This window comes from Aldersonia kunmingensis, from assembly GCF_001646865.1.
Classification (GTDB): Bacteria; Actinomycetota; Actinomycetes; order Mycobacteriales; family Mycobacteriaceae; genus Aldersonia; species Aldersonia kunmingensis.
In genome coordinates, this window is record NZ_LRRB01000315.1 from 35913 (window position 1) to 60650 (window position 24738).

The window sequence follows — 24738 nt, forward strand, 5'->3', positions numbered from 1 at the left end:
CTCCGTTCCGGGACTACTCGGACTCGTTGAGCATCTCCCACAGGAACTCGAAGACCAGCGCCGATTGGAACGCCGCCTGCGCGTTGTCGGCCGCCCCACCGTGGCCACCCTCGATGTTCTCGTAGTACCAGAACCGATGCCCCTGCTCTTCGAGCCGTGCAGCCATCTTGCGCGCGTGCCCGGGGTGCACCCGGTCGTCCCGGGTAGAGGTGGTCAGCAGGATCGGCGGGTAGTCGGCGCCGGCACGCGCGTTCTGATACGGAGAGTGTGGCGCGATGAATTCCCATTGCGCCGGATCGTCGGGGTCGCCGTACTCCGCCATCCACGAGGCACCGGCGAGCAGCAGGTGGTAGCGCTTCATGTCGAGCAGCGGTACCTGGCACACCAGCGCTCCGAACAGTTCCGGGTACTCGGTAAGCATGACGCCCATCAGTAAGCCGCCATTGCTGCCACCGACCGCGCCCAGTTGCTTCGGCGTGGTGATGCCGCGCGCGACGAGATCGCTTGCGACAGCGGCGAAGTCCTCGTAGACCTTGTGGCGGCCGGCCTTCTGCGCCTGCGTATGCCACCCCGGGCCGTACTCGCCGCCGCCGCGAATATTCGCGGTGACGGTAATGCCGCCGCGCTCCAGCCACCCGATGCCCGACGCGCCGCCGTACCCCGGCGTGCGGGAGACCTCGAAGCCGCCATATCCCGACAGCATCGTCTGCCCGCTCGCGCCCGGCCGGCGCACAACGAAATAGGGCACCTGGGTGCCGTCGAGCGAGGTGGCGAAGAACTGTTCGGTCTCGAGGCCGTCGGCGTCGAAGTAGCTCAGCTCGGATTTCAGCACCGTGAGCGGTGTGCCGATCGCGCCCGCCAAGAGGGTGGGCGGTGTGGTGAAACCGCTTGTGGTCAGCATGAATTCGTCGCCGGCCTCGAGCGGGTCGACATTCCGAATCCCCGAACTCGACATGGGTGGAGTCACGGCGAGAGGTGCCCGGTGCCAGCCGTCCTCGGTGGGGGTGAGCACGTGTAGCTGCGTCTGAACGTCGGCGAGCGTCACCAGCAGCAGGTGGTTTTCGGTCCAGTCGTAGCCTTCCAGCGAGGTGTGCTCGTCGGGCTCGAACAGGACATCGAAATCCCGTGCACCCGAGAGGAAGTCCTCGAAGTCGATGGCGAGAAGGGCGCCGGTCGAATACGTGCGGTCGCCGATCTCCCAATCCGACTTCAGCTGCACGAGCAGTCGGTCCTTGTACCAGGATTCGGAGGCGTCGCTGGGGACGTCGATGTGGGTGGTGCGGCCGTCCTCGGCGAGGAGATATGTCTCGCCGTTGTAGAAATCGGTGGAGCGGGACACGTAATGCCGCTCATAGCCGGGGGTTCGGTCGTAGCCGGCGCCCACCGACACGTCGGAAACCGAGCCCTCGATAACGGTCTCTGCCTCTTCGAGTGGCGTGCCGCGCTGCCACCGCTTGGCGATGCGGGGATAGCCGGAATCGGTCAAACTTCCCGGGCCGAAATCGGTTCCGACATAAACGGTGTCAGCGTCGATCCAGCTCATGGTGGATTTCGCTTCCGGCAGCGCGAATCCACCGTCCGCTACCTCGCGGAATTGCCTTGTCGCCATATTGAATTCGCGAATCACACGGGCGTCCGCACCGCCGCGGGACAGGCTGATCAGCGCGAGGTCCTGTGCCGGGCGGCGCACTCGGGCCCCGGCCCACACCCAGTTCTCGCCCTCGGCCTCGGCGAGTGCGTCGACATCGATGAGCACGTCCCACTCGGGGTCGTCCTTGCGGTACTCCTCGAACGTGGTGCGCCGCCACAGGCCCTTCGGGTGTTCGCCGTCGCGCCAGAAGTTGTACAGCCACTCGCCGCGCCGGCCCGGATAGGGGATGCGGGCATCCGTATCGAGCATCGTGAGGATGCGGTCGTACAACTCCGTGAACCGGTCGGAAGAAGCGAAGCGTTCCCGGACCAGGTCGTTGCGTTCCCGGGCCCAATCGAGGGCGCGCTCGTCGGTGACGTCCTCGAGCCACAGGTACGGATCGTCGATCATGACGACATTCTTACCGACGTCGTCCAGGTGAGCTCGCACCCAGCTTCGTTGGGCAATCGTCCAGCCGCGAGCCCGCGGACCATGCGACGACACCGAAACAGTGCGGGACTATCCTGGGAACTCGTGACCTCACACTATGACGTCGTTGTCCTCGGTGCAGGACCCGGCGGCTACGTCGCAGCTATCCGCGCGGCGCAGCTCGGGTTGACCACCGCCATCGTGGAGAAGAAGTACTGGGGAGGTGTGTGCCTCAACGTCGGCTGCATCCCCTCGAAGGCGCTTCTCCGCAACGCGGAACTCGCGCACATCTTCACGAAGGAAGCCAGAACTTTCGGCATCGAGGGTGAGGCGAAGTTCGACTTCGGCGCGGCCTTCGACCGCAGCCGCAAGGTCGCGGACGGCCGCGTCAAGGGCGTCCACTTCTTGATGAAGAAGAACAAGATCACCGAGTACGACGGCCACGGCTCGTTCACCGACGCGAACACCATCGCGGTCGAGAAGTCCGACGGTGGCTCGGAGACCATCACCTTCGACAACGTCATCATCGCCACCGGCACGGTCACCAAGCTGCTGCCCGGTACCTCCCTGTCCGACAATGTCGTGACCTACGAGGAGCAGATCCTCACCCGCGACCTGCCCGGTTCGGTCCTCATCGTCGGTGCCGGCGCGATCGGCATGGAGTTCGGCTACGTCCTGAAGAACTACGGCGTGGACGTGCGCATCGTGGAGTTCCTCGACCGGGCACTGCCCAACGAGGACGCCGATGTGTCCAAGGAGATCACCAAGGCCTTCAAGAAGCTGGGCATCACCATCTCGACCGGCGCCGCGGTGCAGTCCATCGACGACGACGGGGACAAGGTCACCGTCGCGATCAAGGACAACAAAAGCGGCGAGACCGAGACGGTCACGGTCGACAAGGTCCTGCAGGCGGTCGGCTTCGCGCCGCGCGTGGAGGGCTACGGCCTCGAGAACACCGGCGTGGCACTCGAGCGCGGCGCGATCGTCATCGACAACGTCATGCGCACCAACGTTCCGCACATCTTCGCGATCGGCGACGTCACGGCGAAGCTGCAGCTTGCGCACGTTGCGGAGGCCCAAGGTGTGGTGGCCGCCGAGACCATCGCAGGCGCCGAGACGCTGCCGATCGACGACTACCGGATGATGCCGCGCGCGACGTTCTGCCAGCCGCAGGTCGCGAGCTTCGGCCTCACCGAGGCGCAGGCGCGCGACGAGGGCTACGACGTCAAGGTCGCCACCTTCCCGTTCACCGCGAACGGCAAGGCGCACGGCCTGGGCGACGCGACCGGCTTCGTGAAGCTGATCTCCGACAACAAGTACGGCGAACTGCTCGGCGGGCACCTGATCGGCCCGGACGTTTCCGAGCTGCTGCCGGAGCTGACACTCGCGCAGAAGTGGGACCTGACGGTGAACGAGCTCGCACGCAACGTCCACACCCACCCGACGCTGTCCGAGGCGTTGCAGGAAGCGATCCACGGCCTCGCCGGGCACATGATCAACTTCTGATCGAAGAACGCTCAGTACCCCGGACCGCCCGCCGCGTCAAGTAGTGACGTGACGGGCGGTTCGCGTCTACGTTGGGTCGACCGAAACACGTTCTTATAAGGAGTTTGTGCGCATGGCCATCACGGCAATTCTCGAGCTGAAGCTGAAGGCGGACGCTCTCGATACGGCGAAGGAAGTCGTCGGAAAGATTCTCGCGGACACCCGTGCGTTCGAGGGCTGCCTCGGTGTCGACGTCCTCATCGACAGCACTGACGAGACCCGGTGGCTCTGCATCGAGCGGTGGGCGTCGGCCGAGGCTGATGCGGCCTACCGCGCTTGGCGGGCGACCCCCGAGGGTGCTGCCCAGGGTCTGGGCCCGCTGCTCGCCGGTGCCCCCGGCCTCAGCAGCTACAACGTCGCCGAGGACGTCTAACTCGTCACTGCTTCCCGCGGGCACAGTGTGCCTCGCGGGCGACAATTCGCCCGCGACTGCACGCTTCGCCCGCGGGGAACGGTGTTTCGCCGCCGCTCAGGCTGCCTCGGCTGCGTCAGGACCCGAAGGACCCCGAAGGGCCGCTGGGGGGAGGCGGCGGGGTGATCGGGACTGCGCCATATAACGAGATTGGTACGCCAGGACCGCATGCGCCTTCGTTGAGCGGAGAGTCTTGGATGAAGTAGACAAAGCCGTAATACGGGAAGAGGCACCCGTAGAACGTCGTGTTGTTCCAGCCCGGGGCGGTTTCGCTCGGCAAATGAGCCGAGGCTTGATTGCCACCGAGCACTATGGCCGCGGCGGCTGCACCACTTACGGCGAGACCCGCTGCGATTCGCTTGAGTTTCATCTGTCAGCTCCTGAACGGTCCGCTTGACGATCTCGGACGAGATCGAAGCCAACAATGATCGGCCTACACTCGCCATGCTGCGAAATTCAATTGCATTGCAATTGAATCGTGATTTACAAGTCTCGCCTTTATGGTATCGACATGTGCCTCGTGCACATGCCGGGCTCGCCGGCTGCTCAGTGCGTGATGCTCGGCCGCCCGCCGTGCACCTCGATGCGCTGACCGGTGATCAGCGACGACTGCTCGGACACCAGGAACGCCACCAGGTCTGCCACGTCCTCCGGGCGGGTGACCCTGCCAAACGGCATGTCCGCATCCAGCGCCGCTGCGTCGGCGGCACCCGTGACTGCGCGAGCGAGCCGGTCGCCCATATCGGTCGCGACCAGGCCGGGCGCAACGATGTTCACCCGAGTTCCGAATTGCTGCTCCTCGACCGCCAGCGTGCGGCCGAGCGCTTCGAGCGCGACTTTGCCCATCATGTACGGCGCGCTGCCGATACCCGCGCGGGCGGCGACCGTGCTCGAGATCAGCACCACCGCGCCACTCGGGCTCTTGCGCAGCGTCGGCGCGAGCGCCGAGCACAGGTAGAACGCACCCAGCGCATGCACCGAGAGCACCTTCTGGATCTCCGCCGGATCGGTGTCGGCGATCATGCGGCCCCGGCTCGCGATGCCCGCGTTGTGCACAAGCGCGTCCACGCGGCCGAATTCGTCCTGCACCAGCTGGGCAAGGGCGGCAGCGGCCTCCGGGTCGCCGGCGTCGGAGCGCACCATCGTGGCCGTGTGGCCGAGCTTCGCGACCGCCTGCGCGGTCTCCTCGGCGGCCGCGTCATCGCGGTTGTACGTGCCGACCACGTCGTAACCGTCGGTGGCGAGCTGGAGCGCGATGGCGCGGCCGATGCCACGGCCGGCTCCGGTGACGACGGCAACGGGATTCGTGTTGGTCATGATCGAGCCCTTCGTCAGCGGTTCTGGTAGTTGGGCGCGCGTCGTCCGACGTAGGACGCCATCGCCTCGGTCTGGTCGGCGGTGTTCATGGCGAGCACCTGCTGCCGGTTCTCGAGTTCGATCGTGGTGTCGAAACTGGGGGTCTCCAGGGCCAGCCACATGCCGCGCTTGGTCAGTGCCAACGACATCGGCGCTGCGAGGAGCAGATCGTCGATGGCTGCGTTGACGCGCGCATCGAGCTCGTCCGACGGAACGACATCGGCGAGGAGACCGATTCGCAGGGCCTCCTCGGATCCGAATTTCCTTGCGGTGAGGAGCAATTCGTGTGCCCGGCCGGCGCCGACGAGGCGCGGTAGCAGCCACGAGACGCCGATATCGCAGCCGGAGACGCCAATGCGGATGAAGGACGCCGCGAAGACCGCCGGTTCGGCGGCGATCCGGACGTCGCTCGCGCATACCAGCGCGAGGCCGCCACCTGCGGCCGGGCCATTGACGGCCGCGACGAAGACCTGGGGTAGACGACGAATCTTCTGCACCAGCAGAGCGATTCGGCTCTGCAGCAGCATCGACTGCTGCGTCTCGCCAATGTCCTGTGCACCCGGAATCTGTCCGTAGCCGCCGAGGTCGAGGCCGGAGCAGAAGCCGCGCCCGGCGCCGGTGAGGACGACGACGCGCGTGTGCAGGTCGTCGGCGAGTCGGTCGAGTTCGGCGTGCAGCGCGGCGACCAGGTCGTGGTTCATCGCGTTCAGCTGGGCCGGTCGGTTCATGCGCAGTACGACCACGCCCGGACGGGGTTGCTCGACGATGACGGGCGGTCCGGTCGGCGCATCGACCCCTGTGCTCATCACGAAGTCCTCTCCACATTCGGCGGTACCTGAGCGAACGCTAGCTCTGTAGGCTGCAGTGTGCCACGTCACGTTGACCGCAGATATGGGAGTGCACATGTCGGACCAGTCGCCGCTCGAATCAGTTCTGCTCACCGAGCAGCGAGGCCGTGTCCGAGTCCTGACCCTCAACCGCCCGAAGTCGCGAAACGCGCTGAGCATGGCGCTGATCGGGGCGATCCGAACCGAACTTGCCGACGCCGACGCTGACGACGACGTGGACGTCGTGATCCTGACCGGAACCGACCCGGCCTTCTCCGCGGGCGTCGACCTGCGCGAGCTCGGTTCGAGCGACGGTGACCGCAATCTGGTTCACGTCGAAGGGATTCCGACCGGGCATCCGTGGCGCCCGCTGAGTAAGCCGGTCATCGGCGCGATCAATGGCGCCGCCATCACCGGCGGGCTCGAGATCGCGCTGGCGTGCGACTTCCTCATCGCCTCCGAGCAGGCCCGGTTCGCCGACACCCATGCTCGGGTCGGCGTGCTGCCTGGCTGGGGGCTGACGTGGCGGCTGCCCGCTGCGGTCGGGCGTGGGTTCGCGCGCCGAATGAGCCTGTCGGGTGATTTTGTCGGCGCCGAGGACGCGCTGCGAGCCGGCCTGGTAACCCAGGTCGTGCCGCACGATCAGCTGCTGGACCAGGCCCTCGAGGTGGCAAACACCATCTCCGGCAACGATCAGAGCGGCGTGCGGACGCTCCTCGCGTCCTACCGCAGCGCCGAGGAGCACATCGGTGATCCGGCGTTGGAGTCCGAGGCGGCGGTTTCGAAGGCGTGGCTGGCGCAGTTCAATCCCGCGTCCGTCGCGCAGCGCCGCGAAGCTGTCATCGATCGCGGTCGCGCGCAGAATACCGTTGCGGGGCAGTAGGACTCAGCCCTTACCCACGACGCGCAGCAGGCCTTCCTGCATAACGGTCGCGATCAGTCGGCCGTCGCGGGTGTAGAGGTGGCCGCGGGCCAGACCGCGGCCACCGCCGGTCCACATGCCGTCCTGCTCGTAGAGCTGCCATTCGTCGGCGCGGAACGGCGCGTGGAACCACACCGCATGGTCGAGGCTCGCGACCTGCATCTGATCCGGCTGCATGCTGATCGCGTGCGGACGTAGCGCGGCGGACAGCAGGAACATGTCCGAGATATAGCCCCACGCCGCGGCATGAACGATCGGGTCGTCGGAGAGCTGCTGGGAGGTCCTGACCCAGGCAAGTTGATGCGGATCCTTGGGCCCAGCGGCGCCACCGGCCATACGCGGCTGATCGGGACCGGGGAAGCGGAAGTCGATCGCGATATTGCGCTCGTAATTACGAGCCCACTCGTTTACCGCCTTGTGCTCGTCGGTTAACAGCGCCAGCATGTCCGGAAGTTCCTCGGGGGCTGTGGCCGTCGGCGCCTCGGGCTGGTGGGATAGGCCGTCCTCGAGCCGCTGGAACGACGCGGACAGTTCGAAGATCGTCTTGCCGTTCTGCTCGGCCACGACGTTGCGAGTGGTGAAGCTGCGCCCGTCGCGGGCACGTTCCGTCCGGTAGATCACCGGGTCGGCGGTGCTTCCCGGGTGCAGGAACTGCGCGTGTAGTGAATGTACGTGCCGATCGGGCTCCACCGTCCGTCCCGCGGCGACCAGTGCCTGCCCGACTACCGTTCCGCCGTAGATCCGACCCGCGTCGGTGTAGGAGCGACCCTCGAAGACATCGTCGCCGATGGGCTCGACGTGCAGGATCCGGTCGAGCGGCGGTCGCCGGCTCGCGGGACTATCCGGAATGTCTGCAGTGGTTTCGACCATTTGGTCACTTTATGACGTCATTTCCTTCGGTAACGGTAGGACGTCATGTTTTGTCCGGTTCTGCCGCAGTAAGTAGAACGTTTGCCAGGGCGCGGAGTTGATCGGCCGGCCCGTTTGCCGGATACATCCCACCGATGGCTAGTGTGCCGACGATCGCGATGTGCAGTCGGTCGGCGAGCAGGTCGCTGTCGACGAGATGAAGTCGCGCGGTCAGGGCACGCAATCGGCGCCGAAGTTCCTCCTCGTGGGCGAGGCAGCGTTCTCTAATCTTTGCCGTGTCCGCGCCGTCGAACTCCGCGGCCGTATTCACGAAGGCGCACCCGCGGTACTCGGGGAGCGTCGCGAGGTCCTGAATCCAGGTGAGTTGCGCGTCGAGTTCGTCGCGCGGTTCGGAATTGTCGGCAGCGGCCCTGTCCCATGCCGCCCAAAATGTTTCGTCCCGCCGCTGCAGCACGGCGAGGACGAGATCGTCCTTGCTCGGAAACCACCGATACAGACTTGCCTTGGTGGTCTCCGCGCGACGAACGACCTCGTCCACACCAACGGCACGAGTCCCGTTGCGGTAGAACAGGGTCGCCGCGATCCCGACGATCCTGTCCCGCAGCGCGTCGCCTCGCACCTGTTTAGCCACTACGCCTCCGAACTGCCGATCACGATCGCCGCCTTGCCGAAGCCGAATCGCTTGTACACCCACCGTTGCGCATCCGCGGCGTGATCGAGATCGAACTCGGCACCGACGATGACGCGGACACGGCCTGAGTCGAACAGGGCAGCAATTGCTTTCAATGCTTCGGGATCCGGTTCGACCAGACACGACACCGCGTGCACGCCGCGCTCGGCCGCGTCGGAGCGGTAGGTGGGTATCGACCATCCGTTGGCCAGGGATATGGTGCCGCCCGGAGCCACGAGATCGAATAACGACGTGCCGGAACCGCCGGTGACCAAATCGATTGCGGCATTGACCTTCCCGATCGCCGCCACTGCTTCGGCGTCGTTGTAGTCCACGCACGAGTCAGCGCCCAAGTCGTGCACCGTCGCGTGATCGTCGGGCCGGGCCAGGGCGACCACGCTGGCTCCGCGGGCAACCGCCAACTGCACGGCCAGATGCCCAACTCCGCCGGAGGCGCCGGTGACGAGCACGCGGTGTCCACTTTCCACGCGTGCCGCGTCGAGCATCTGCCACGCCGTGAGTGCCGCCATCGGGAGGCTCGCCGCTTCCGTGAACGACGCAGAAACCGGCATCGGCGCAAGCTGATACGCGGGTACCGTCACGAACTCCGCATATGTCCCTGCCGGATGCGGAAACCAGGCCAGGCCGTAGACGCGGTCTCCCACCTCGTACCGACTGACGCCGTACCCGACGGCATCCACCACACCCGCGACATCCCAGCCGGGAATATGTGGAAGCTGCATCGACTGCTCGTAACCGATGTTGTTGCCGGTGTGCATATCAATCGGGTTCACGCTCGTTGCGCGAACCGCGATGCGTACCTCGCCCGCAGCGGGTTCCGGGCGTGGAACTTCGACGAGCGCGAGCGTCGCTCCCCACTGCTCGTGCACCGCAGCGCGCATCGTCGTGCTGCTGGGCCGGCGTGCACCGATGATCATGCGGCACCCACCAGAGATGAGGCGTCCACTCCGCATTGCCGCGCCACGCCTGCAACGTCGAAATGGAAACTCTCGTAGGCGATCCGGTCGTCGCGGAACCGGAACAGCATGAAGACCGGAACCGTCGCCCGATTGCCGTTCGGCACAGCACCGTTCCAGGTGAATGCAGGAGTGAGCGATATTTCACCCCAGCAGCACAGCGTGTCACCGTCGAGGCCGTGCCCATCTACGCGCACCTCGTAATCGGGCGCGAAGGCGAACCAACCCTCGATGGCCCCCTTGACTTCCTCCCCTACGGACCGGGTCCCCAGCGGCGGCGACTCCAGCACCACGTCCGGGTGATAGATCGCCATCGCCCCTGCTACGTCCTGACGGCTTTTCGCCTGTGCCAACCGCCGGACAATCTCGGCCGCTTCGGTTGCGGCACTGCACTGTTCGCTCATTCCTGCATCCACCCTTTCCCCCGGGACTCCGTAAATATAGACCGATCTGTCTCTTTAGGTCAAGATCAAAAAGGTGCGCACCCCTCAAGTGCGCACCCTTTTGGGTGGAGCCCTAGTTCGCGATTTGCTCGCGCGGCAGACCCAACAGTCGTTCTGCGATCACATTGCGATTGATCTCGGACGTGCCGCCCGCGATCGTGATCGCGCGGCTGCCCAGGTACATCAGCTGGGCCGCGGGCAATTCGCCGGTCACTGCGCCTTCTCCACCGAGGCGCATGAACAGTTCGGTGATGTTCTGCATATGCTCGGACGAAACCAGCTTGGTCACATTGCCTTCCGGGCCGGGACCTGCGCCGGCGACTGCTCGCGCCACCTGACGCAGGTTGAGCATCCGCATGGCCTGCTCGGTGCCGATCAGGTCGGCGACTGCACGGGTGGCGGCCCGGTCCTTGCCGGTCTCGCCCTCGAGCATGGCCAGCAGGTGGGTGGCGCTCAACATCACCTGGCCGCCACCGATGGAGATGCGCTCGTTGCCCAGCGTCGCGCGCGCGACCGTCCAGCCGGCATCGATCGCGCCGACGACATCCTCATCGGGCACGAATACGTCGTCGAAGAAGATCTCGTTGAAGTTGGAATCGCCGCTGATCTGCTTCAGCGGGCGGATCGTGACGCCTTCCGCCTTCAGATCGATCACCATCGTGGTGATGCCGAGGTGCTTGGGCGCGTCCTTGTTGGTGCGGATGGTCGCCAGGCCGCGGTTACATGCCATCGCGTCGCTGGTCCACACCTTCTGGCCGGTCACCCGCCAGCCGCCGTCGACCTTCACGCCCTTGGTGGACACCGCGGCGGCATCGGAACCGGCACCCGGTTCGCTGAACAGCTGACAGAACACCAGTTCGCCGAGCAGGCCCGGACGGATCCAGCGCTCGATTTGGGCCGGATCGCCGTGCTGTGAGAGCGTCAGCATCACCCAGCCGGCGATGCCGAGCTTCGGCACCTCGACGCCCGCGAATTCCTCCTCGATCACCAACTGCTCGACCGGTGATGCGCCGCGCCCGAACGGTGCGGGCCAGTGCGGCACGAGGTAGCCGGTGTCGACGAGATGCAGACGCCGGTCCGCCTCGGGCAGCGCGTTGTACTTCGCCACGACCTCGGCGGCATCCCGCCGGTAGTCCTCGGCCTCCGGCGGCAGGTCTACCGCGTACTGGCGTTGCACACCGGAGCGGCTGATCGCGATCAGTTCATCGCGGGCGGCCTCCCCGTCGGCGAGCAGGCCCCGCAGGCTTTGCGCGCGGCGCAGGAACAGGTGGCAGTCGTGCTCCCAGGTGAAGCCGATGCCGCCGTGGATCTGAATGTTCATCTCCGCGTTCGTGACATACGACTCGAATGCGACGGTGGCCGCGACGTCCGACGCGAGCACGCCCTGCTCGTCGTCGACGCCGGCCCGCGCGGCGTCCCAGGCCGCGCCAACCGCGAGTTCGGCTGCGACGAGCATGTTCGCTGCGTGGTGCTTGATCGCCTGGAACGAGCCGATGATGCGGCCGAACTGCTGGCGCACCTTGGCGTACTCGACGGCCATTTCCATCGTGGCGCGGGCACCACCGGCCGCGTCCGCGGCTCCGAGCACCCTGGCAAGTCGGCGTGCGCGCACGGCAGCACCGGATAGCACCGCCTCCGGGGTGACACCGCTCAGCGTGAACTTCGCGATGTGCTGGGTCGGGTCCATGGCCCGGACCTTCTCGACTGTCACGCCCGGTGCGTCGGCCGCGACGAGCACGACGTCATCGCCGGCCCGTAGCGCAAGCACGGTCGCCACCTTGCCTCCGATGACGTATCCGGATTCACCAGCCACGGTGCCGTCGGCACCGAGGGCCAATGAGCCGCCGAGGCCGATGCCGCCGATGTTCGTTCCGTCGACGAAGCCGGGGAGCAGTCGCTGCTTGGCGTCATCGCTTCCGGCGTGGTTGAGCAGTTCCGAAGCCACGACCGTGGAAACGAACGGAACCGGGACGACGACGCGACCAAGTTGCTCCGCGACCACGGCGAGTTCGGGCAGGCCCGCGTCGTCACCGCCGAACTCGGACGGCAGGTGCAGGCCGAGCCAGCCCAGCTTCGCCAGCCCGCGCCACAGCGGGCCGATGTCATCGGCGCCCTTGTTGTGATCGAGCACGGCACGGGAGAGCGCCAAGGTCTTCTGATCGGCAAGGAATGATGCGACGACATCGGCTAGCGCGCGGTGTTCGTCGGTCAGTGCGAGGGACATCTGGGCAACTCCTCGGTGCGCGGACGGGTCAACGGGCCGTCGCCATACCGACGATGGCCAGTGCCAGCTTGGCGCACCCCCGGTAAACGCCGGGGCAGAATTGGGAAACATTTCGTTCCCGACGCTGACCCCGATGCGTTGGCGAGCCGCCGGTTGGCGGCTGTTCACAAGAGTGCCGGGTTCAGCGTGTGGTGTCTATCACGATTTTTCCGCGGACCAATCTGGTGCGCATTGCCTCCAGTGCCTGCGGAACCTCGGCCAGCGCGTACGTCCTGGAGACGTGCGGACGCAGCCCGCCGGCGATCAGTTGTGCAAGCGCCTGTTCACCTGCGGCAAGCGCCTCCGGCTGGTGTTCGGGCAGCGTCCGCATGTCGAATCCCTTGAGCGTGACGCCCTTGAGGAGCAACAGGTTCATCGGAATTCGGGGGATCGCGCCGTCGGCGAAGCCGACTGTCACGTAGCGACTGCCCCATGCCCCGGCGCGGATCGCCTGCTCGGCGTACACGCCGCCGACGGGGTCGATGATGACGTCGGCGCCGCTGCCGGTGATGTCCTTGATGCGTTGCTTGAGGTCCTCGCTGCCGTAGGCGATGCCAGCGACGGCACCGAGTTCGGCACCGACCTCGAGCCGGTCCGGTGTCGCGGCCGCCGCGATGACCTTGCCACCGAGTCGAGTCGCGATATCGACGGCCGCCGAACCCACACCGCCCGCGGCACCGAGCACGACCACCCACTCGCCGGGCTTCATCGCTGCTGTCGTGACGAGCGAGTGGTAAGCCGTCCGGTAGGTGAGGCCGAATGCCGCGGCACCCGCCATGTCCAACCCCTCCGGAACCGGCGCCAGCATCGCCTCGGGCAGGACGATGCGGTTGGCGAAGCCGCCGAGGAACGAGCCGCCCATCACCGCATCCCCGGGAGCGAAGGTGGTGACACCGTCTCCAACGGCGAGTACGCGCCCGGCGAATTCGGCGCCCGGCGTGAACGGCACGGGAATGCTCAGTTGGTACTTATCGGCCACCATCAGCACATCGGGAAAGTTGACCCCCGCTGCCTCGATTCCGACCAGCACCTCGCCGGGGCCCGCGACCGGGTCGGGCAACTCCCTGACCTCGAGCACGTCGGGATCGCCGTACCGTTCGCACCGCACTGCACGCATGAGACTCCTCTATCAGATCCAGTCCGAAACCAGTTGGCGGACAAGCTCGATCACGCCATGCGGGTCATCGAGCATGGCGTGATGGCCGGCGTTCGGCAGGGTCGTGTCGATCACCCCGGGCCCGAGATCACGCAGCAGAATTTCGTGGCAGACATCGTCGATGACCGAGTGATGCCCGGCGCGGATCACTGAGACAGGAACATCGAGCGGCCGCAGCGGCGCGGGCGGATCGAGCACGGCCTTGTACACGCCGTAGTCGAACTTCCAGCTCCAGCCGCCGGGTACGGGCCGCACCGAATTCCGTGCGATGTGCTCGGTGATGAAGTCCGCCACGTCGATTGGGCTGTCGTCGGGGCGGAACAAGCGATAGGCGCGCACCGCATCCTCGCGCTCGGGGTAGATCCGGGGCGTGCTGTCGGCGTGTGACACCAGCATCGCCAGGCGGTCCGGGTCGGGCTTTATCGCGATATTCGAGTCGAGCAGTGCCAACCCACCGAGCTTCGGGTACTTGGTCGCGGCGAGGTACGCGGGTTTGCCGCCCATGCTGTGCGCCACGATCACCGAGCCGGACGCAAGGGATTCGTCCAGTACGGCCCGAATGTCGTTGGCCCACAAGTCGAAGCTGTACGTATCGCGGCGGTCGCTGTCACCGAAGCCCGTCATGTCCATCGCGACCACGCGGCGATCGGCGGCCAGTGCCGGCGCGATGTGATCCCACCAGTGGGTGTTCGCGGTGTTCCCGTGTACCAGCAGAATGCCCGGTCCGGTGTGCTGGGCGCCCCAAATGCGGTGGTGCACAGAGACGCCGGCCGATTCGACGAATCGCGATTCGACCGGGGCGGCCAACGCATCGGTGAACCACTCCGGCGACATCAGCGCGTTGCCTCCTGGATCGCGCGCATGAGTTCGATGCGCAGCTCCGCTGACGGCAGCCCGGTGGAGTTGAGCATGTAGCGCGTCGCGTCACCATTTCGCTCCGCGATGATTCCGGCGACCTGGCTGGTCGTGCCGACGGCGGCGAACAGGTTCAGCACGTGGTCGTCGATGAGTTCGCCCATTTCCAACCACTTTTTCGGGCGGTCGCTCTTGGAGAGCGAATTGAGTTCGGCGCCAAGGTCGCCGAGTCCGTGCAGTTCGAGCACCGGATGGTAGGCGGGAGTGGAGCCGTAAAACGCGATCTGGTTGCGCACCGCGGTCTTGGCTTCCTCGAATTCCTCCTCGGTGCGGCCGGTGACGATCATGCCGGACGAGACGATCTCGGGTGCGGCCTCGGGTGCGCCGGCCACGGCCCGGCCGCGTTGCAGCGCAGGCAGTGTCACTTCGTTCACGTAGCTCATGGTGGTGAACGGGTGCAGGAGCAGTCCGTCCGCGACCTTGCCAACGGTCTCGGTCATCTTGGTGCCGACCGCGGCGATCAGCACCTTGGGCGGGGGATTGTCGGTCTTCGGTACGAACATCGGCGTCATCAAGGTGTGCGAGTAGAAGTCACCGCGGAAATCGAGCTTGTCGCCGGTCTCCCACGAGTGCCAGATCGCCCGCAACGCGGACACGAACTCGGCCATCCGATCGGCCGGGGCACTCCACGGCATCGAGAAGCGCCGCTCGATATGCGGCTTGATCTGGCTGCCGAGGCCTAGGTGCAGCCGGCCGTTGCTGTACTCCTGAATCGCGGTGGCCTGCACGGCGACCGTCATCGGTGAGCGGGCAAACGCCACCAGGATGTTGGTCAGCAGGTCGACGCGGCGGGTAGCGCCCGCGGCGACGGTCAGGTGCAGCATCGGATCGCCGGTGAGCTCGCTGAACGCGACACCATCGGCGCCGATGTCCTCGGCCTCGCGCGCGAGTTCGTCGACGCCGGTAAGCGCGCCCCCGCGTGCACCGAGCGGCAGGTCAACCTTCATGATCAGCTCCCGTAGGTCTCAACTTCTTGCTAAATAGTTATCGCTCGCTAAGCTCGGAGTCAACGCAACTCAGAGCGGATGCAATACAAGGGCCATGTGGCTGTCATCAACACAACCACAGGACCCGCGACAAAGGAGAAGCAGGACAGATGGGCGCAGTGATCGTCGAGGCCGTACGGACCCCGGTCGGCAAGAAGAACGGTGGGCTTTCCGGCATCCACCCCGTGGACCTCTCGGCCGTCGTGCTGAACGAGCTGGTCCGCCGCGCGGGCATCGCGCCCGAGCTGGTCGACGACGTCATCTGGGGCGTTGTCAGCCAGGTCGGCGAGCAGACCAACGACCTCGCGCGCAACGCCGTGCTCGCTGCGGGCTGGCCCGAGTCCGTGCCGGGCGTGACCGTCGATCGCCAGTGCGGTTCGTCGCAGCAGGCGATGAGCTTCGCGGTGGCCAGTGTGCTCGCCGGGCACTACGACGCGGTCATCGCCGGTGGCGTCGAGTCGATGTCGCGCATCCCGATCGGCACCAGCGCAGCTGCCGGTGGCAGCCCGCTGAGCCCGCTGTTCATGGAGCGCTACAACGCGCGTCCGAACCAGGGCGTCGGCGCCGAGATGATGGCCGAGAAGTGGGCGATCTCGCGTGACGAGGTCGACTCGTTCGCGGCCCGCTCGCACGAGCGTGCGGCGGCGGCGCAGGACGCCGGCCTGTTCGACGAGCAGATCGTCCCGGTCACCAACCCGGACGGCGAGGTCATCAGCAAGGACGAGGGCATCCGCCGCGGCACCACCGTCGAGAAGCTCGCCGGGCTGAAGACCGTCTTCAAGGAGGACGGTGTCATCCACGCGGGTAACGCCTCGCAGATTTCCGACGGCGCGGCCGCGCTGCTGATCGTGAGCGACGAGTTCGCCGCGAAGCACAACCTCACCCCGATCGCCCGCGTCCACACCGCGGTCGTCGCCGGTGCCGACCCGGTGATGATGCTCGGCGCGCCGATCCCGGCCACTGAGAAGGCGTTCGAGAAGTCCGGCCTGTCCGTCTCCGACATCGGCGTCTTCGAGGTCAATGAGGCCTTCGCGCCGGTGCCCATGGCATGGCAGAAGGAGATCGGCGCCGACGAGGCACTGCTCAACCCGAACGGCGGCGCGATCGCGCTCGGCCACCCGCTCGGCGGCTCGGGCGCCCGCATCATGACCGACATGATCTTCCACATGCGCCGCAACGACATTCGTTACGGCCTGCAGACCATGTGTGAGGGTGGCGGCCAGGCCAACGCGACGATCCTCGAGCTCGTCAAGTAACACCACGCTTCATCCGATGCCGCGGCGCTCACCGAGCGTCGCGGCGTCGTTGTCTGTGCACGCCGTGGCCGTTGGACAGAACCAAGTCCGAGCCAAACGAGTGCAAAACCCCCAAACGGGGCCGAAACTTCGCACCCACAAACACAATTTGCACCTGTGAACGCGAGCGGCGACTATCCGGTCGTCCGCAGCACGCGGCGGTGTCTTGCTGGGGCAGCCGATCGCGGCAGCCAGGTCGTTTCGTGGTCGACGACCGCGTACTCGAGATTCGCGCCGTTCAGGTTCGCGGCGGTCAGGTTTGCGCCAATCAGTCGGGCGTCAGTGAGGTCTGCTCCGGCCAAGTTTGCGCCAAACAGGTTCGCGTTGGTGAGGTTCGCTCCGGTCAGATTCGCGCGGACCAGGCCGGCGTTCGTCAGGTCCGCGCCCGTGAGATCCGCACGGCTCAGATCGGTGTAGTTCAGGTGTGCGTTGGTGAGGTTCGCGCTGAACGGAGCGGCGTTGGTCAGCTTGGCGTAGTCCAGGTTCGCATTGGCGAGGTTGGTGCCGAACATCGTTGCGCCGGTGAGATTTGTGCCGAACAGCCGTGCGCCGGTGAGATTCGCGCCGGATAGCTCGGCGTAGGACAGGATCGCGTGGGACAAATCGGCGTAGTGCAGCGCTGCACCCCCGAGCGCGGACCAACTCAGCAGCGCGCGCCGGAGATCGGCATAGTGGAAAACCGCGCCCGTCAGGTCGACGGCTCGAAGGTCCGCGCCTTTGAGCATGAACGTCGCATCACGCCAGTTCATGTCGCGATCCGGACTGATCAGGTGGCGGGACAGCAGCTGCACGATCGTGGTGCGGACGGTACCGTCGGCACCCGCGCTGGGCGGGTTGTCGCTGGCGGGGCGATGGGTGCGCTCCGTCTGGGTGGCGTGGAGCGTCGAGTTGGGCGTGGTCAGGTAGCCGCACAGTACGTCGATGCAGACCTGACGCTCGGCCTTGTTGCCGCGGAAGCTGTGCCAGTCGTCGGCGAGCGTGGCGATCGCAGCGGCACCGGACCGACGCAAATTTGGATTCGGATGCGCGAGCTGATCGGCCGCGGTGTTGAACCGCACGCGCAGTTCCCGGTCGACCTCACGAGCGTGGGCCCGGTCGGCGACGGCGGCCGCGCGATGTTGCTCCTCGCGCCATCGTCGAGCCGCGTCGAGTTGATGCTCGGCGTCGCTATGGCGTTGGCGTTCACCGTTGTGGAGGACGAGTGCGCCCGCGCCGAGCACGGCCATTCCCGCGATGACCACTCCGAAAGGTGCGCTGGCCTTTGACCAAAACCCCTGCCAGTCGAGTACGAACGAGGCGACCGCGAGAACGAACATCGTCGCAGCGGTGATTGCGATCGTCCCAAACGCAGCCAGCAGCCATCGCCGAGCGCTCGCTGTGATGCGCCCGGGTGGACCTGCAGGAGAGTTCGGCATCGTGCGTCCAAATCGGAATCGTGTCGCACTAGAACTACCCGACGACGCGTACCAGTGGAATGTCTACCTTGTTACATGTACGGGGCCGGACCTCGCCCGACCACGCCTGCCGCCGGCTTGGTGCTGGGCAACCACTCGGCGCTCGGATCCGCGGGATCCCGTTGAAACTGGCGAAGAGTGGTTGCTCAGCGTCCCTGTCACTAACCTGCGGACATGACTGCGCCCACAGCCCTCGACTCGCATCCGTTCATCGACGGCTTCGTCTACGGCGAAGGGCCGCGTTGGCATGCGGATCGGCTGTGGTTCACCGACGGGCCGGCGGGCAAGGTGTACTCGGTGGGCGAAGGTGAGGACCTCACCGTTGAGGCCGAGGTCGAACGCCCCTCGGGCCTGGGCTGGCTTCCCGACGGGACGCTCGTCGTTTCCTCGCTTTTCGCGGCAAAGATCCATCACGTCGACGCGAAGACCAACGCGGCGACAACGTTCGACATCAGCGACGTGGCTTGGTCGACCAACGACCTCCTCGTCACTCCCGGCGGCTATGCCTACGTCGATCTCTATCGCGAAGGCGGAGGTGCGATCGGCTTCGTTGACCGAAGCGGTGCGGTTCGGGTGGTCGCGGATGGCCTGGAACTGCCCAATGGGATGTGCGTCCTTCCCGATGGGCAAACGTTGGTGGTCAGCGAGACGGGCGGGTCGCGGATCTCGTCGTTCCGAATCGAGCCGGACGGCAGCTTGGGCGCTCGAGGCGTGTTCGCGGATCTGGGGCCCGAGCGGCACCCCGACGGACTCTGCGTCGATGCCGAAGGCGCCGTGTGGGTCGGGTGTTATGACACCGGCGAGTTCCTGCGAGTTATGCAGGGCGGCAACGTGACTCATCTCGTCGAAATCGAAGGTGGCTGGGCCGTGGCACCCGCACTGGGTGGCGCCGATGGGCGCACGCTCTACATGGTTGTCGACGACACGACCCACGAGGGCCTCATGGCCGGCGAGTCGACCGGATGGGTTGTGCAGACGCGGGTCGACGTCCCGGGTGCTGGGTCGCCCTAGGTTACTTGACCTACTTGACTTGACCTGCTTGACCTAGGATGATTGTGGCATGAGCACCCCGATACGGGACATCGTTGCCGCGGAGCTCGCCGCCAGCGGTCTCGAACAGGCCGAGCTGAACCCGGCCGACGTTGCCTACATAGAACATGGGATCCGCAGCGTGCTCTCTGGGCTGAAGGCGCGCCGAGTTTGGGAAAACCACATCGGCCCGATCCTCACCCACAAGCAGGTCCTCGAGGTGACGGGGTGGAGTAAGCAGGCCCTGAGCCAGGCCGTTCGCGAGCACCGGGTTGTGCGTTTGCAGGCCGAGGACGGCTCGGCCGGATACTCGGTGGCGGGATTCGATGACGCCACTCCCGCCCGTCCGATCGTGGGACTCAAGGACGTGCTGAAGGTGTGGGCGGGTCCCGACGCGTCCGGCTGGATGACAGCGTCCTGGCTGAGCACCGAACAACCCGAGCTGGATGGTCGCACCCCTCGCCAGGCGTTGCTTGACGGCGATGCGCTTGCCGTAGTCGACCTCGCCCATGCGGCGACGGGGCGACTTGCCGCGTGAGTGCACCTCGCACCGCTCTGCACCTGCTCGCCCCTCCTTCCCCCGATCAGCTCCGCGGTCGTTTTCCGGCCAGGACGCTGCCCGCGGGCACGATCACCTACCGCTGCCACGGCGCCGGGTTGGGGCCGTGCTGGTTCGGCCACAGCGGTTACGGCCGTATCGATCTCGCACCCCCGGATGGGACCTGCTACGTCGCCGAGTCCGAACAGATCACGTTGCTCGAGACCTGGGGCGGCATGCGAGTCATCCCGAGTTCCGAGCTGTCAGCCCGGGCGATCTCGCGGGTGCAACTCGGCGTGGACCGCACGGTCGCCGATCTGACATCGAACGAATGCGCACAATTCGGTGTCACCGCAGAGATTTTCACGACCGGCAACTATCAGCTCACCCAGTTGTGGGCGGCGGCGCTCCGGGCCGCGGGCTACCGAGGCATCCGCTATTGGGCCCGCCACGACCTGGCTCACACGCGCGCCTGTCTCGCGCTGTTCGACGGGGCCGGCGATCGTGCCAATATCGGAACAATCACCGGCGACTACGCCGTGGTCACCACCCACACCCTCGATACCCGGCCGGGCCTGATCGAGGCATTGCGCCGCAACACCGGAATCACCGTTCTGCCGATCCCGCACTCGTTGTGAGGTCGGTAACCGCTCTTCCGCGTCGCGGACTCCGTTCCAGGTGTTCTCGTACCCCACGATCCCGCCCGCGTAGGGCATGAAGTTTTGCCGCTTGCCCGGGACGAGGTTTCGGTGCATGGCGCAGTGGGTATCGAAGGCTGTGCAGCGCAGGCGGTTCGGCTGACGGGGGCGAACCGGCCGCACAACGAGAAGGCCCGCACCGAGAGCTCGATTCTCGGGCGGGCCTTGTCGCCGAAGCGGTGTGTCAGCCGCCGATCGCTTGGTTCCAGGGCAGGACCTGGCCGAGCAGCTCGGGGAACTTCTTCTCGGCGTACCTCACGTACTCGTTGATGTGGTCGCGCATCCGCTCCTCGGAGAGGTCCGCGTTGTGCTCGCTGAGCGCGCGGTAGATGTTCGTGTGGGCCTTGAGCGTGGTCTCGCGCAGCGCCGCAGGATGGTCCACACCCATCACCGTGCCGCCGGTAATCCGCATGAGTGCGTCCGTGAGGTAACCGAAGAGCGCGTTGCCGGTGGAAAACGCGATGATGTCGTGGAATTCCTTGTTGGTCTCGAGGAATGTGTCGATATCCGTGGTGTCGAACGACTGCTGCATCCGGTCCACGTTCGCTTCGAGTTCACCCAGCTTCTCGTCGGAGATCCGCTCGGCCGCGAGCCGGCAGATAACGGGTTCGAGTGCGGTGCGGGCCTCGACGATCGTCCGGAGGGAGGCGTTCTGTAACTGCATCAGCAGGATGATCGTGCTCGCGAGCTGCGATGCGTCGGGATCGAGCAGCACCGGGCCGCCCTTGGGGCCGGGCTTGAGCGCGATCATGCCCTGAAACTCGAGCAGCCGCAGTCCTTCTCGCAGGGTGCCGCGCCCGATCTGGTACTCCTCGAGCATCGCCTTCTCCGGTGGGAGCAGGTCGCCGGTCTTCAGGCCCTTGCGGGCCGTGTCTCGCACGATCTGCTGGGCGACGACGAGTGACGTCTTGGGTCCTCTCAACATAGCGGCCACAGATCCTCCTCTAGCCCCTCGGCGGAACGGATGTTCCACCCCAACTGTGGATCTGCGCAGCGTCGTTACCCGCAAATCCCCCCCGAAAGGATGGACACTAACTCATTGTGCACCTAATTAGGTACATTCATCCGCACCATTTCCGGGCTTGGCGGTCATCGCGCTGAACCAGGGTCCGCAAGGCGAGCCCATCCATGCCGAGTCGCTCGCCGGTGTCGCGCCGGCAGCCGTCCTGCTCGCCGGGGTGGACATCACCCGCTGATCAGTTGGTCCGTCGGGTCGGCGGTGGACAGGCCTGCCCGGCTCGCGGTAGGCAGTAGCAGCACGCCTACCCGAGCCGCAGCATGCCGAAATAGAGGAACCGTCGAGAAATGAACGACACCGTACTCGCGACCAGAAGTGGCCACGTGGCCACCTGGACGCTCAACTTGCCCGAGCAGCGCAATCCGATCTCGGACCAGCCGGTGGTCGAACGGATCGAGGAACTCGTCGCCGAGGCGAATGACGATATCGACATCCGGGTCGTCATCATCACCGGTGCCGGGAAAGGTTTCTCCTCCGGCGGCAACGTGAAGCACATGGTCGACAGCACCGGGCTGTTCGGCGGTGCCCCGCATGTGCAGCGCAACGGCTATCGCAAAGGTATTCAACGGATTCCGAGGGCGCTGTACCACCTCGAGGTGCCGCTGATCGCCGCCGTGAACGGTGCCGCGATCGGGGCCGGCTGCGATCTCGCGCTCATGGCAGACATGCGGATCGCCTCGGAGAAGGCGATTTTCGCCGAGAGCTTCGTGAAGCTCGGCATCATTCCTGGCGACGGCGGTGCGTGGCTGTTGCCGCGCGCGGTGGGTAATGCCCGCGCTGCGGAGATGGCGTTCACCGGGGACACGATCGACGCCAAAACCGCACTCGATTGGGGCCTGGTGTCCCGGGTGGTCGCGCCCGAGGCACTGCTCGACGAGGCAATGAAGCTGGCCGAGCGGGTGGCGTCAAACCCACCCAACGCCGTGCGGATGACCAAGAAACTGCTGCGCGAGGGCCAGCACATGACGCTGGAGAGCCTGCTCGAGCTTTCCGCCGCCATGCAGCCCCTGGCTCACCACACCCGCGATCATCGCGAAGCGTTGGAGGGCTTCGTCGAGAAGCGCCCGACGAACTACACGGGGGAGTGAGGTGACGTTGGAGCGGCTGGTCCCTGCGGCGGCCCTGCTGCCCGAGGGACTGGCCGAACTCCGCGCGGAGGTGCGGGCCTTCCTCGAGGAGCAGATTGCCGCCGGCGTATTCACGCCGGGCGTCGATACCTGGCTCACCCGGTGGAACCCCGAATTCACGAAGGCGCTCGCCAAGCGCGGCTGGCTTGGCATGACCATCCCTGTCGAATACGGCGGTCATGGCCGGACCTTCCTCGAACGGTTCGTTGTCACCGAGGAACTGCTCGCCGTGGGTGCCCCGGTTGCGGCGCAGTGGGTCGCCGACCGGCAGGCCGCGCCCTCGCTGCTCAAGTACGGCACCGAGGAGCAGAAGCAGCGGTTCCTGCCCGGCATTGCGGCGGGTGAGATCTGCTGGGCCATCGGCATGAGCGAATCCGAATCGGGGTCCGATTTGGCGAATGTGCGTACCAAAGCCGTTGCGGTGGAGGGTGGTTGGAAGATCACCGGCACCAAGCTGTGGACCTCCGGCGCGCATCTCGCGGACGGGTTCTTCCTGTTGGCGCGCTCCTCTCCGCGCGATCCCGAGCATCGCCACGACGGGCTGAGCCAGTTCATCGTGCTGCTCGACTCGCCCGGCATCACCATCCGGCCGATCCACACCATGGCGGGCGAGCACCACTTCAACGAGGTCATCCTCGATGACGTGTTCGTGCCGGATGAACTCGTCATGGGCGAGATCGGGCAGGGCTGGGCGCAGGTCACCTCCGAACTTGGCTTCGAGCGCAGCGGTCCCGAACGGTTCATGTCGACTTTCGCGCTGCTCGCGGAGGCGATCGACCTGATCGGCCGCGGTGAGTTGCCGCGTACGGCAGAGACCGGCCGCATTGTGGCTCGGCTTTCGGCTCTGCATCAGATGTCGCTGTCGGTATCGCAGGTGCTCTCTCGCGGCGAAAAGGCGGACCTCGCCGCGTCCGTCGTGAAGACGCTCGGCACACGGCTCGAAGGCGACATCGTCGAGGTCGTCGAGGAACTTTCCGATGATCGGCCGCCGACCGAACGGTTCGGCGAACTGGTCCGCGCCGGGCTCCAGCAGCGTCCCGGATTCACACTCCGCGGCGGTACGACGGAGATCCTGGACGGGGTCATTGCACGCGGATTGGGGATGCGGTAGTGGCACAGGATAATTCGGTCGATCCCGCGCTCGCGGAACTGGTCGACTCGATCTTCGCGCGGTATCGCGAGGAAAGCAACGAAGTGCACGGCCCGCTGACGTTGAACCGCGAACTGTGGTCGGCGCTCGACGAGGCGGGGTTGTCCCGGCTTACTGAGGGCGCGGATACCGGTGGTAGCGAGGCAGGTTGGCGTGAAGCTGCGGTACTGCTGTCCTCGGGTGCCGAGCACCTCGCGGCCGTGCCGTTGGCGGAGAGCGACCTGCTCGCGGGATTCCTCCTGGCTGGCTTCGGCATATCCGACGACGGTGTGGTGCGCACCGCCGCCGTGCTCGATTCAGATGGAACTGCGGTCGCCGTGCCGTGGGCGAGCCAGGTCGACCGGATTGCCTTGGCGTACCAGACCGATGGCGGTTGGCGTGTGGCCGATGTCCCGGTATCGCGGGTAAGCATCGAGCCCGGGACCAATGTGGCCTTCGAACCGCGCGATCGAGTGTCGGTCGACCTGTCGACGCTCGACGGACAGCCAATCGACGACAGTGCGATCGAGGCGTTCGGTTTGCGTGGCGCGCTTGCACGCAGCATCGCGACGTGCGGCGCGATGGAGCGGATTCTGCGAATCTGTGTGGAGCACACCACTTCCCGCGTGCAGTTCGGCCGGCCGCTGGCCAAATTCCAGGCGGTGCAGGCCATGGTCGCCGCGATCGCGACCGAAACCGCGCTTGCCCGCGCGGCGGCGGAACACGCCGTCGCCGTCGCCGAGGAAGAGGGCTGGCAGGGACCACGCGTTCAGTTCGCCGTGGCCACCGCGAAGTCCACGTCAGCGCACGCGGCGACGCTGGTCGCCCGTAAGGCGCATCAATCCCTCGGCGCGATCGGCTTCACCATGGAGCACGAACTGCATCGCTACACGAACCGAATCCTGTCGTGGCGATCCGAATTCGGTTCAGTCCGCTACTGGGATGACGTGCTCACCGACGCCGCAGTGGCCGCGGGCGGCGCGGGCCTCTGGTCGCTCATCGAGGGCGGCTAACCGTATTCCGCGTGGCCGTAGTGTGCGCTTCACCCC

Annotated in this window: 23 protein-coding genes; 10 read left to right on the forward strand and 13 right to left on the reverse strand. The window is 66.2% G+C overall.

Annotated elements, in window-relative coordinates:
- Positions 1–13: 13 nt before the first annotated feature.
- Positions 14–2041 (reverse strand): prolyl oligopeptidase family serine peptidase, encoded by a 2028-nt coding sequence (locus tag A8G08_RS25240; RefSeq protein ID WP_187344526.1) that lies wholly within the window; start codon positions 2039–2041, stop codon positions 14–16.
- Between the two features lie 123 nt (positions 2042–2164).
- On the opposite strand from A8G08_RS25240, the gene lpdA reads away from it, so the two are divergent.
- Together lpdA and A8G08_RS25250 are read left to right on the forward strand one after the other, a co-directional pair.
- Positions 2165–3565 carry a dihydrolipoyl dehydrogenase gene (gene lpdA / locus A8G08_RS25245; protein WP_068280492.1) on the forward strand — a complete coding sequence of 467 codons (1401 nt, stop codon included), beginning with the start codon at positions 2165–2167 and terminating at the stop codon, positions 3563–3565.
- Positions 3566–3677: 112 nt separating this feature from the next.
- Positions 3678–3977, forward strand: coding sequence for a putative quinol monooxygenase (locus A8G08_RS25250; RefSeq protein WP_068280495.1), 300 nt, complete (start codon positions 3678–3680; stop codon positions 3975–3977).
- A 585-nt stretch (positions 3978–4562) separates the two neighbouring features.
- Here A8G08_RS25250 and A8G08_RS25255 read toward each other — a convergent pair.
- The gene (locus A8G08_RS25255; RefSeq protein WP_068280499.1) at positions 4563–5333 is read right to left on the reverse strand and encodes an SDR family NAD(P)-dependent oxidoreductase; all 771 of its coding nucleotides are present in this window, start codon (positions 5331–5333) and stop codon (positions 4563–4565) included.
- Between the two features lie 14 nt (positions 5334–5347).
- The gene (locus A8G08_RS25260; RefSeq protein WP_068280502.1) at positions 5348–6178 is read right to left on the reverse strand and encodes an enoyl-CoA hydratase/isomerase family protein; all 831 of its coding nucleotides are present in this window, start codon (positions 6176–6178) and stop codon (positions 5348–5350) included.
- A gap of 97 nt (positions 6179–6275) precedes the next feature.
- Here A8G08_RS25260 and A8G08_RS25265 point away from each other — a divergent pair, with 97 nt between their 5' ends.
- Positions 6276–7082, forward strand: coding sequence for an enoyl-CoA hydratase (locus A8G08_RS25265; protein ID WP_068280557.1), 807 nt, complete (start codon positions 6276–6278; stop codon positions 7080–7082).
- Between the two features lie 3 nt (positions 7083–7085).
- Here A8G08_RS25265 and A8G08_RS25270 read toward each other — a convergent pair whose 3' ends face one another.
- The 8 genes from A8G08_RS25270 to A8G08_RS25305 all read right to left on the reverse strand — a co-directional run bounded on the left by A8G08_RS25270 (position 7086) and on the right by A8G08_RS25305 (position 15362).
- Entirely contained in the window at positions 7086–7991 is a 906-nt protein-coding gene (locus A8G08_RS25270) for an acyl-CoA thioesterase (RefSeq protein WP_084436863.1), read from the reverse strand.
- Between the two features lie 43 nt (positions 7992–8034).
- Positions 8035–8622 (reverse strand): TetR/AcrR family transcriptional regulator, encoded by a 588-nt coding sequence (locus A8G08_RS25275; protein ID WP_068280507.1) that lies wholly within the window; start codon positions 8620–8622, stop codon positions 8035–8037.
- A complete protein-coding gene (locus tag A8G08_RS25280; protein ID WP_068280510.1) occupies positions 8622–9599 on the reverse strand; it encodes an NADP-dependent oxidoreductase in 978 nt (325 codons plus the stop codon). Before A8G08_RS25280 ends, A8G08_RS25275 begins: the two co-directional genes overlap by 1 nt.
- Positions 9596–10042 carry a nuclear transport factor 2 family protein gene (locus A8G08_RS25285; RefSeq protein ID WP_068280562.1) on the reverse strand — a complete coding sequence of 149 codons (447 nt, stop codon included), beginning with the start codon at positions 10040–10042 and terminating at the stop codon, positions 9596–9598. The genes A8G08_RS25280 and A8G08_RS25285 overlap by 4 nt, the downstream gene beginning before the upstream one ends.
- Before the next feature lie 112 nt (positions 10043–10154).
- Positions 10155–12305 carry an acyl-CoA dehydrogenase family protein gene (locus A8G08_RS25290; protein WP_068280513.1) on the reverse strand — a complete coding sequence of 717 codons (2151 nt, stop codon included), beginning with the start codon at positions 12303–12305 and terminating at the stop codon, positions 10155–10157.
- A gap of 181 nt (positions 12306–12486) precedes the next feature.
- Entirely contained in the window at positions 12487–13461 is a 975-nt protein-coding gene (locus A8G08_RS25295) for an NADPH:quinone oxidoreductase family protein (RefSeq protein WP_068280516.1), read from the reverse strand.
- 12 nt (positions 13462–13473) lie between these two features.
- Entirely contained in the window at positions 13474–14334 is an 861-nt protein-coding gene (locus A8G08_RS25300) for an alpha/beta fold hydrolase (RefSeq protein WP_068280519.1), read from the reverse strand.
- On the reverse strand, positions 14334–15362 hold the full coding sequence (locus A8G08_RS25305) for a TIGR03617 family F420-dependent LLM class oxidoreductase (protein ID WP_068280522.1): 1029 nt from the start codon (positions 15360–15362) through the stop codon (positions 14334–14336). Before A8G08_RS25305 ends, A8G08_RS25300 begins: the two co-directional genes overlap by 1 nt.
- 149 nt (positions 15363–15511) lie before the next feature.
- On the opposite strand from A8G08_RS25305, the gene A8G08_RS25310 reads away from it, so the two are divergent.
- Positions 15512–16657: a thiolase family protein gene (locus A8G08_RS25310; RefSeq protein WP_068280525.1), complete on the forward strand. Its 1146-nt coding sequence runs from the start codon at positions 15512–15514 to the stop codon at positions 16655–16657.
- Positions 16658–16830: 173 nt separating this feature from the next.
- On the opposite strand, the gene A8G08_RS25315 is transcribed toward A8G08_RS25310, so the two are convergent.
- A complete protein-coding gene (locus tag A8G08_RS25315) occupies positions 16831–18012 on the reverse strand; it encodes a pentapeptide repeat-containing protein (protein WP_068280528.1) in 1182 nt (393 codons plus the stop codon).
- A gap of 312 nt (positions 18013–18324) precedes the next feature.
- On the opposite strand from A8G08_RS25315, the gene A8G08_RS25320 reads away from it, so the two are divergent.
- Genes A8G08_RS25320 through A8G08_RS25330 form a run of 3 tightly spaced genes read left to right on the forward strand, consistent with a single transcriptional unit; the run spans position 18325 to position 20355 of the window.
- A complete protein-coding gene (locus A8G08_RS25320) occupies positions 18325–19161 on the forward strand; it encodes an SMP-30/gluconolactonase/LRE family protein (RefSeq protein WP_068280531.1) in 837 nt (278 codons plus the stop codon).
- Between the two features lie 49 nt (positions 19162–19210).
- Entirely contained in the window at positions 19211–19717 is a 507-nt protein-coding gene (locus tag A8G08_RS25325; RefSeq protein ID WP_068280534.1) for a hypothetical protein, read from the forward strand.
- Complete coding sequence (locus A8G08_RS25330) at positions 19714–20355, forward strand: RES family NAD+ phosphorylase (protein ID WP_084436865.1); 642 nt, start codon at positions 19714–19716, stop codon at positions 20353–20355. The genes A8G08_RS25325 and A8G08_RS25330 overlap by 4 nt, the downstream gene beginning before the upstream one ends.
- Before the next feature lie 244 nt (positions 20356–20599).
- On the opposite strand, the gene A8G08_RS25335 is transcribed toward A8G08_RS25330, so the two are convergent.
- Positions 20600–21340 (reverse strand): FadR/GntR family transcriptional regulator, encoded by a 741-nt coding sequence (locus A8G08_RS25335; RefSeq protein WP_068280537.1) that lies wholly within the window; start codon positions 21338–21340, stop codon positions 20600–20602.
- Between the two features lie 380 nt (positions 21341–21720).
- Between A8G08_RS25335 and A8G08_RS25340 the strand changes: the two genes are divergently transcribed.
- From A8G08_RS25340 to A8G08_RS25350, 3 genes are read left to right on the forward strand one after another with little or no spacing between them, the layout of a single operon-like run.
- On the forward strand, positions 21721–22521 hold the full coding sequence (locus A8G08_RS25340; protein ID WP_068280540.1) for a crotonase/enoyl-CoA hydratase family protein: 801 nt from the start codon (positions 21721–21723) through the stop codon (positions 22519–22521).
- 1 nt (position 22522) lies between these two features.
- Positions 22523–23671 carry an acyl-CoA dehydrogenase family protein gene (locus tag A8G08_RS25345; RefSeq protein WP_157108799.1) on the forward strand — a complete coding sequence of 383 codons (1149 nt, stop codon included), beginning with the start codon at positions 22523–22525 and terminating at the stop codon, positions 23669–23671.
- Positions 23671–24702, forward strand: coding sequence for an acyl-CoA dehydrogenase family protein (locus A8G08_RS25350; protein ID WP_068280542.1), 1032 nt, complete (start codon positions 23671–23673; stop codon positions 24700–24702). Before A8G08_RS25345 ends, A8G08_RS25350 begins: the two co-directional genes overlap by 1 nt.
- Positions 24703–24738 lie beyond the last annotated feature (36 nt).

What these genes read in the sequence shown, in the direction of transcription:
- A8G08_RS25240 (WP_187344526.1), bottom strand. Translation starts at nt 2,041, where the DNA reads ATGATCGACGATCCGTACCTGTGGCTCGAGGACGTCACCGACGAGCGC.
- A8G08_RS25250 (WP_068280495.1), top strand. Translation starts at nt 3,678, where the DNA reads ATGGCCATCACGGCAATTCTCGAGCTGAAGCTGAAGGCGGACGCTCTC.
- A8G08_RS25255 (WP_068280499.1), bottom strand. Translation starts at nt 5,333, where the DNA reads ATGACCAACACGAATCCCGTTGCCGTCGTCACCGGAGCCGGCCGTGGC.
- A8G08_RS25260 (WP_068280502.1), bottom strand. Translation starts at nt 6,178, where the DNA reads ATGAGCACAGGGGTCGATGCGCCGACCGGACCGCCCGTCATCGTCGAG.
- A8G08_RS25265 (WP_068280557.1), top strand. Translation starts at nt 6,276, where the DNA reads ATGTCGGACCAGTCGCCGCTCGAATCAGTTCTGCTCACCGAGCAGCGA.
- A8G08_RS25270 (WP_084436863.1), bottom strand. Translation starts at nt 7,991, where the DNA reads ATGGTCGAAACCACTGCAGACATTCCGGATAGTCCCGCGAGCCGGCGA.
- A8G08_RS25280 (WP_068280510.1), bottom strand. Translation starts at nt 9,599, where the DNA reads ATGATCATCGGTGCACGCCGGCCCAGCAGCACGACGATGCGCGCTGCG.
- A8G08_RS25285 (WP_068280562.1), bottom strand. Translation starts at nt 10,042, where the DNA reads ATGAGCGAACAGTGCAGTGCCGCAACCGAAGCGGCCGAGATTGTCCGG.
- A8G08_RS25290 (WP_068280513.1), bottom strand. Translation starts at nt 12,305, where the DNA reads ATGTCCCTCGCACTGACCGACGAACACCGCGCGCTAGCCGATGTCGTC.
- A8G08_RS25295 (WP_068280516.1), bottom strand. Translation starts at nt 13,461, where the DNA reads ATGCGTGCAGTGCGGTGCGAACGGTACGGCGATCCCGACGTGCTCGAG.
- A8G08_RS25300 (WP_068280519.1), bottom strand. Translation starts at nt 14,334, where the DNA reads ATGTCGCCGGAGTGGTTCACCGATGCGTTGGCCGCCCCGGTCGAATCG.
- A8G08_RS25305 (WP_068280522.1), bottom strand. Translation starts at nt 15,362, where the DNA reads ATGAAGGTTGACCTGCCGCTCGGTGCACGCGGGGGCGCGCTTACCGGC.
- A8G08_RS25310 (WP_068280525.1), top strand. Translation starts at nt 15,512, where the DNA reads ATGGGCGCAGTGATCGTCGAGGCCGTACGGACCCCGGTCGGCAAGAAG.
- A8G08_RS25315 (WP_068280528.1), bottom strand. Translation starts at nt 18,012, where the DNA reads ATGTTCGTTCTCGCGGTCGCCTCGTTCGTACTCGACTGGCAGGGGTTT.
- A8G08_RS25320 (WP_068280531.1), top strand. Translation starts at nt 18,325, where the DNA reads ATGACTGCGCCCACAGCCCTCGACTCGCATCCGTTCATCGACGGCTTC.
- A8G08_RS25325 (WP_068280534.1), top strand. Translation starts at nt 19,211, where the DNA reads ATGAGCACCCCGATACGGGACATCGTTGCCGCGGAGCTCGCCGCCAGC.
- A8G08_RS25335 (WP_068280537.1), bottom strand. Translation starts at nt 21,340, where the DNA reads ATGTTGAGAGGACCCAAGACGTCACTCGTCGTCGCCCAGCAGATCGTG.
- A8G08_RS25340 (WP_068280540.1), top strand. Translation starts at nt 21,721, where the DNA reads ATGAACGACACCGTACTCGCGACCAGAAGTGGCCACGTGGCCACCTGG.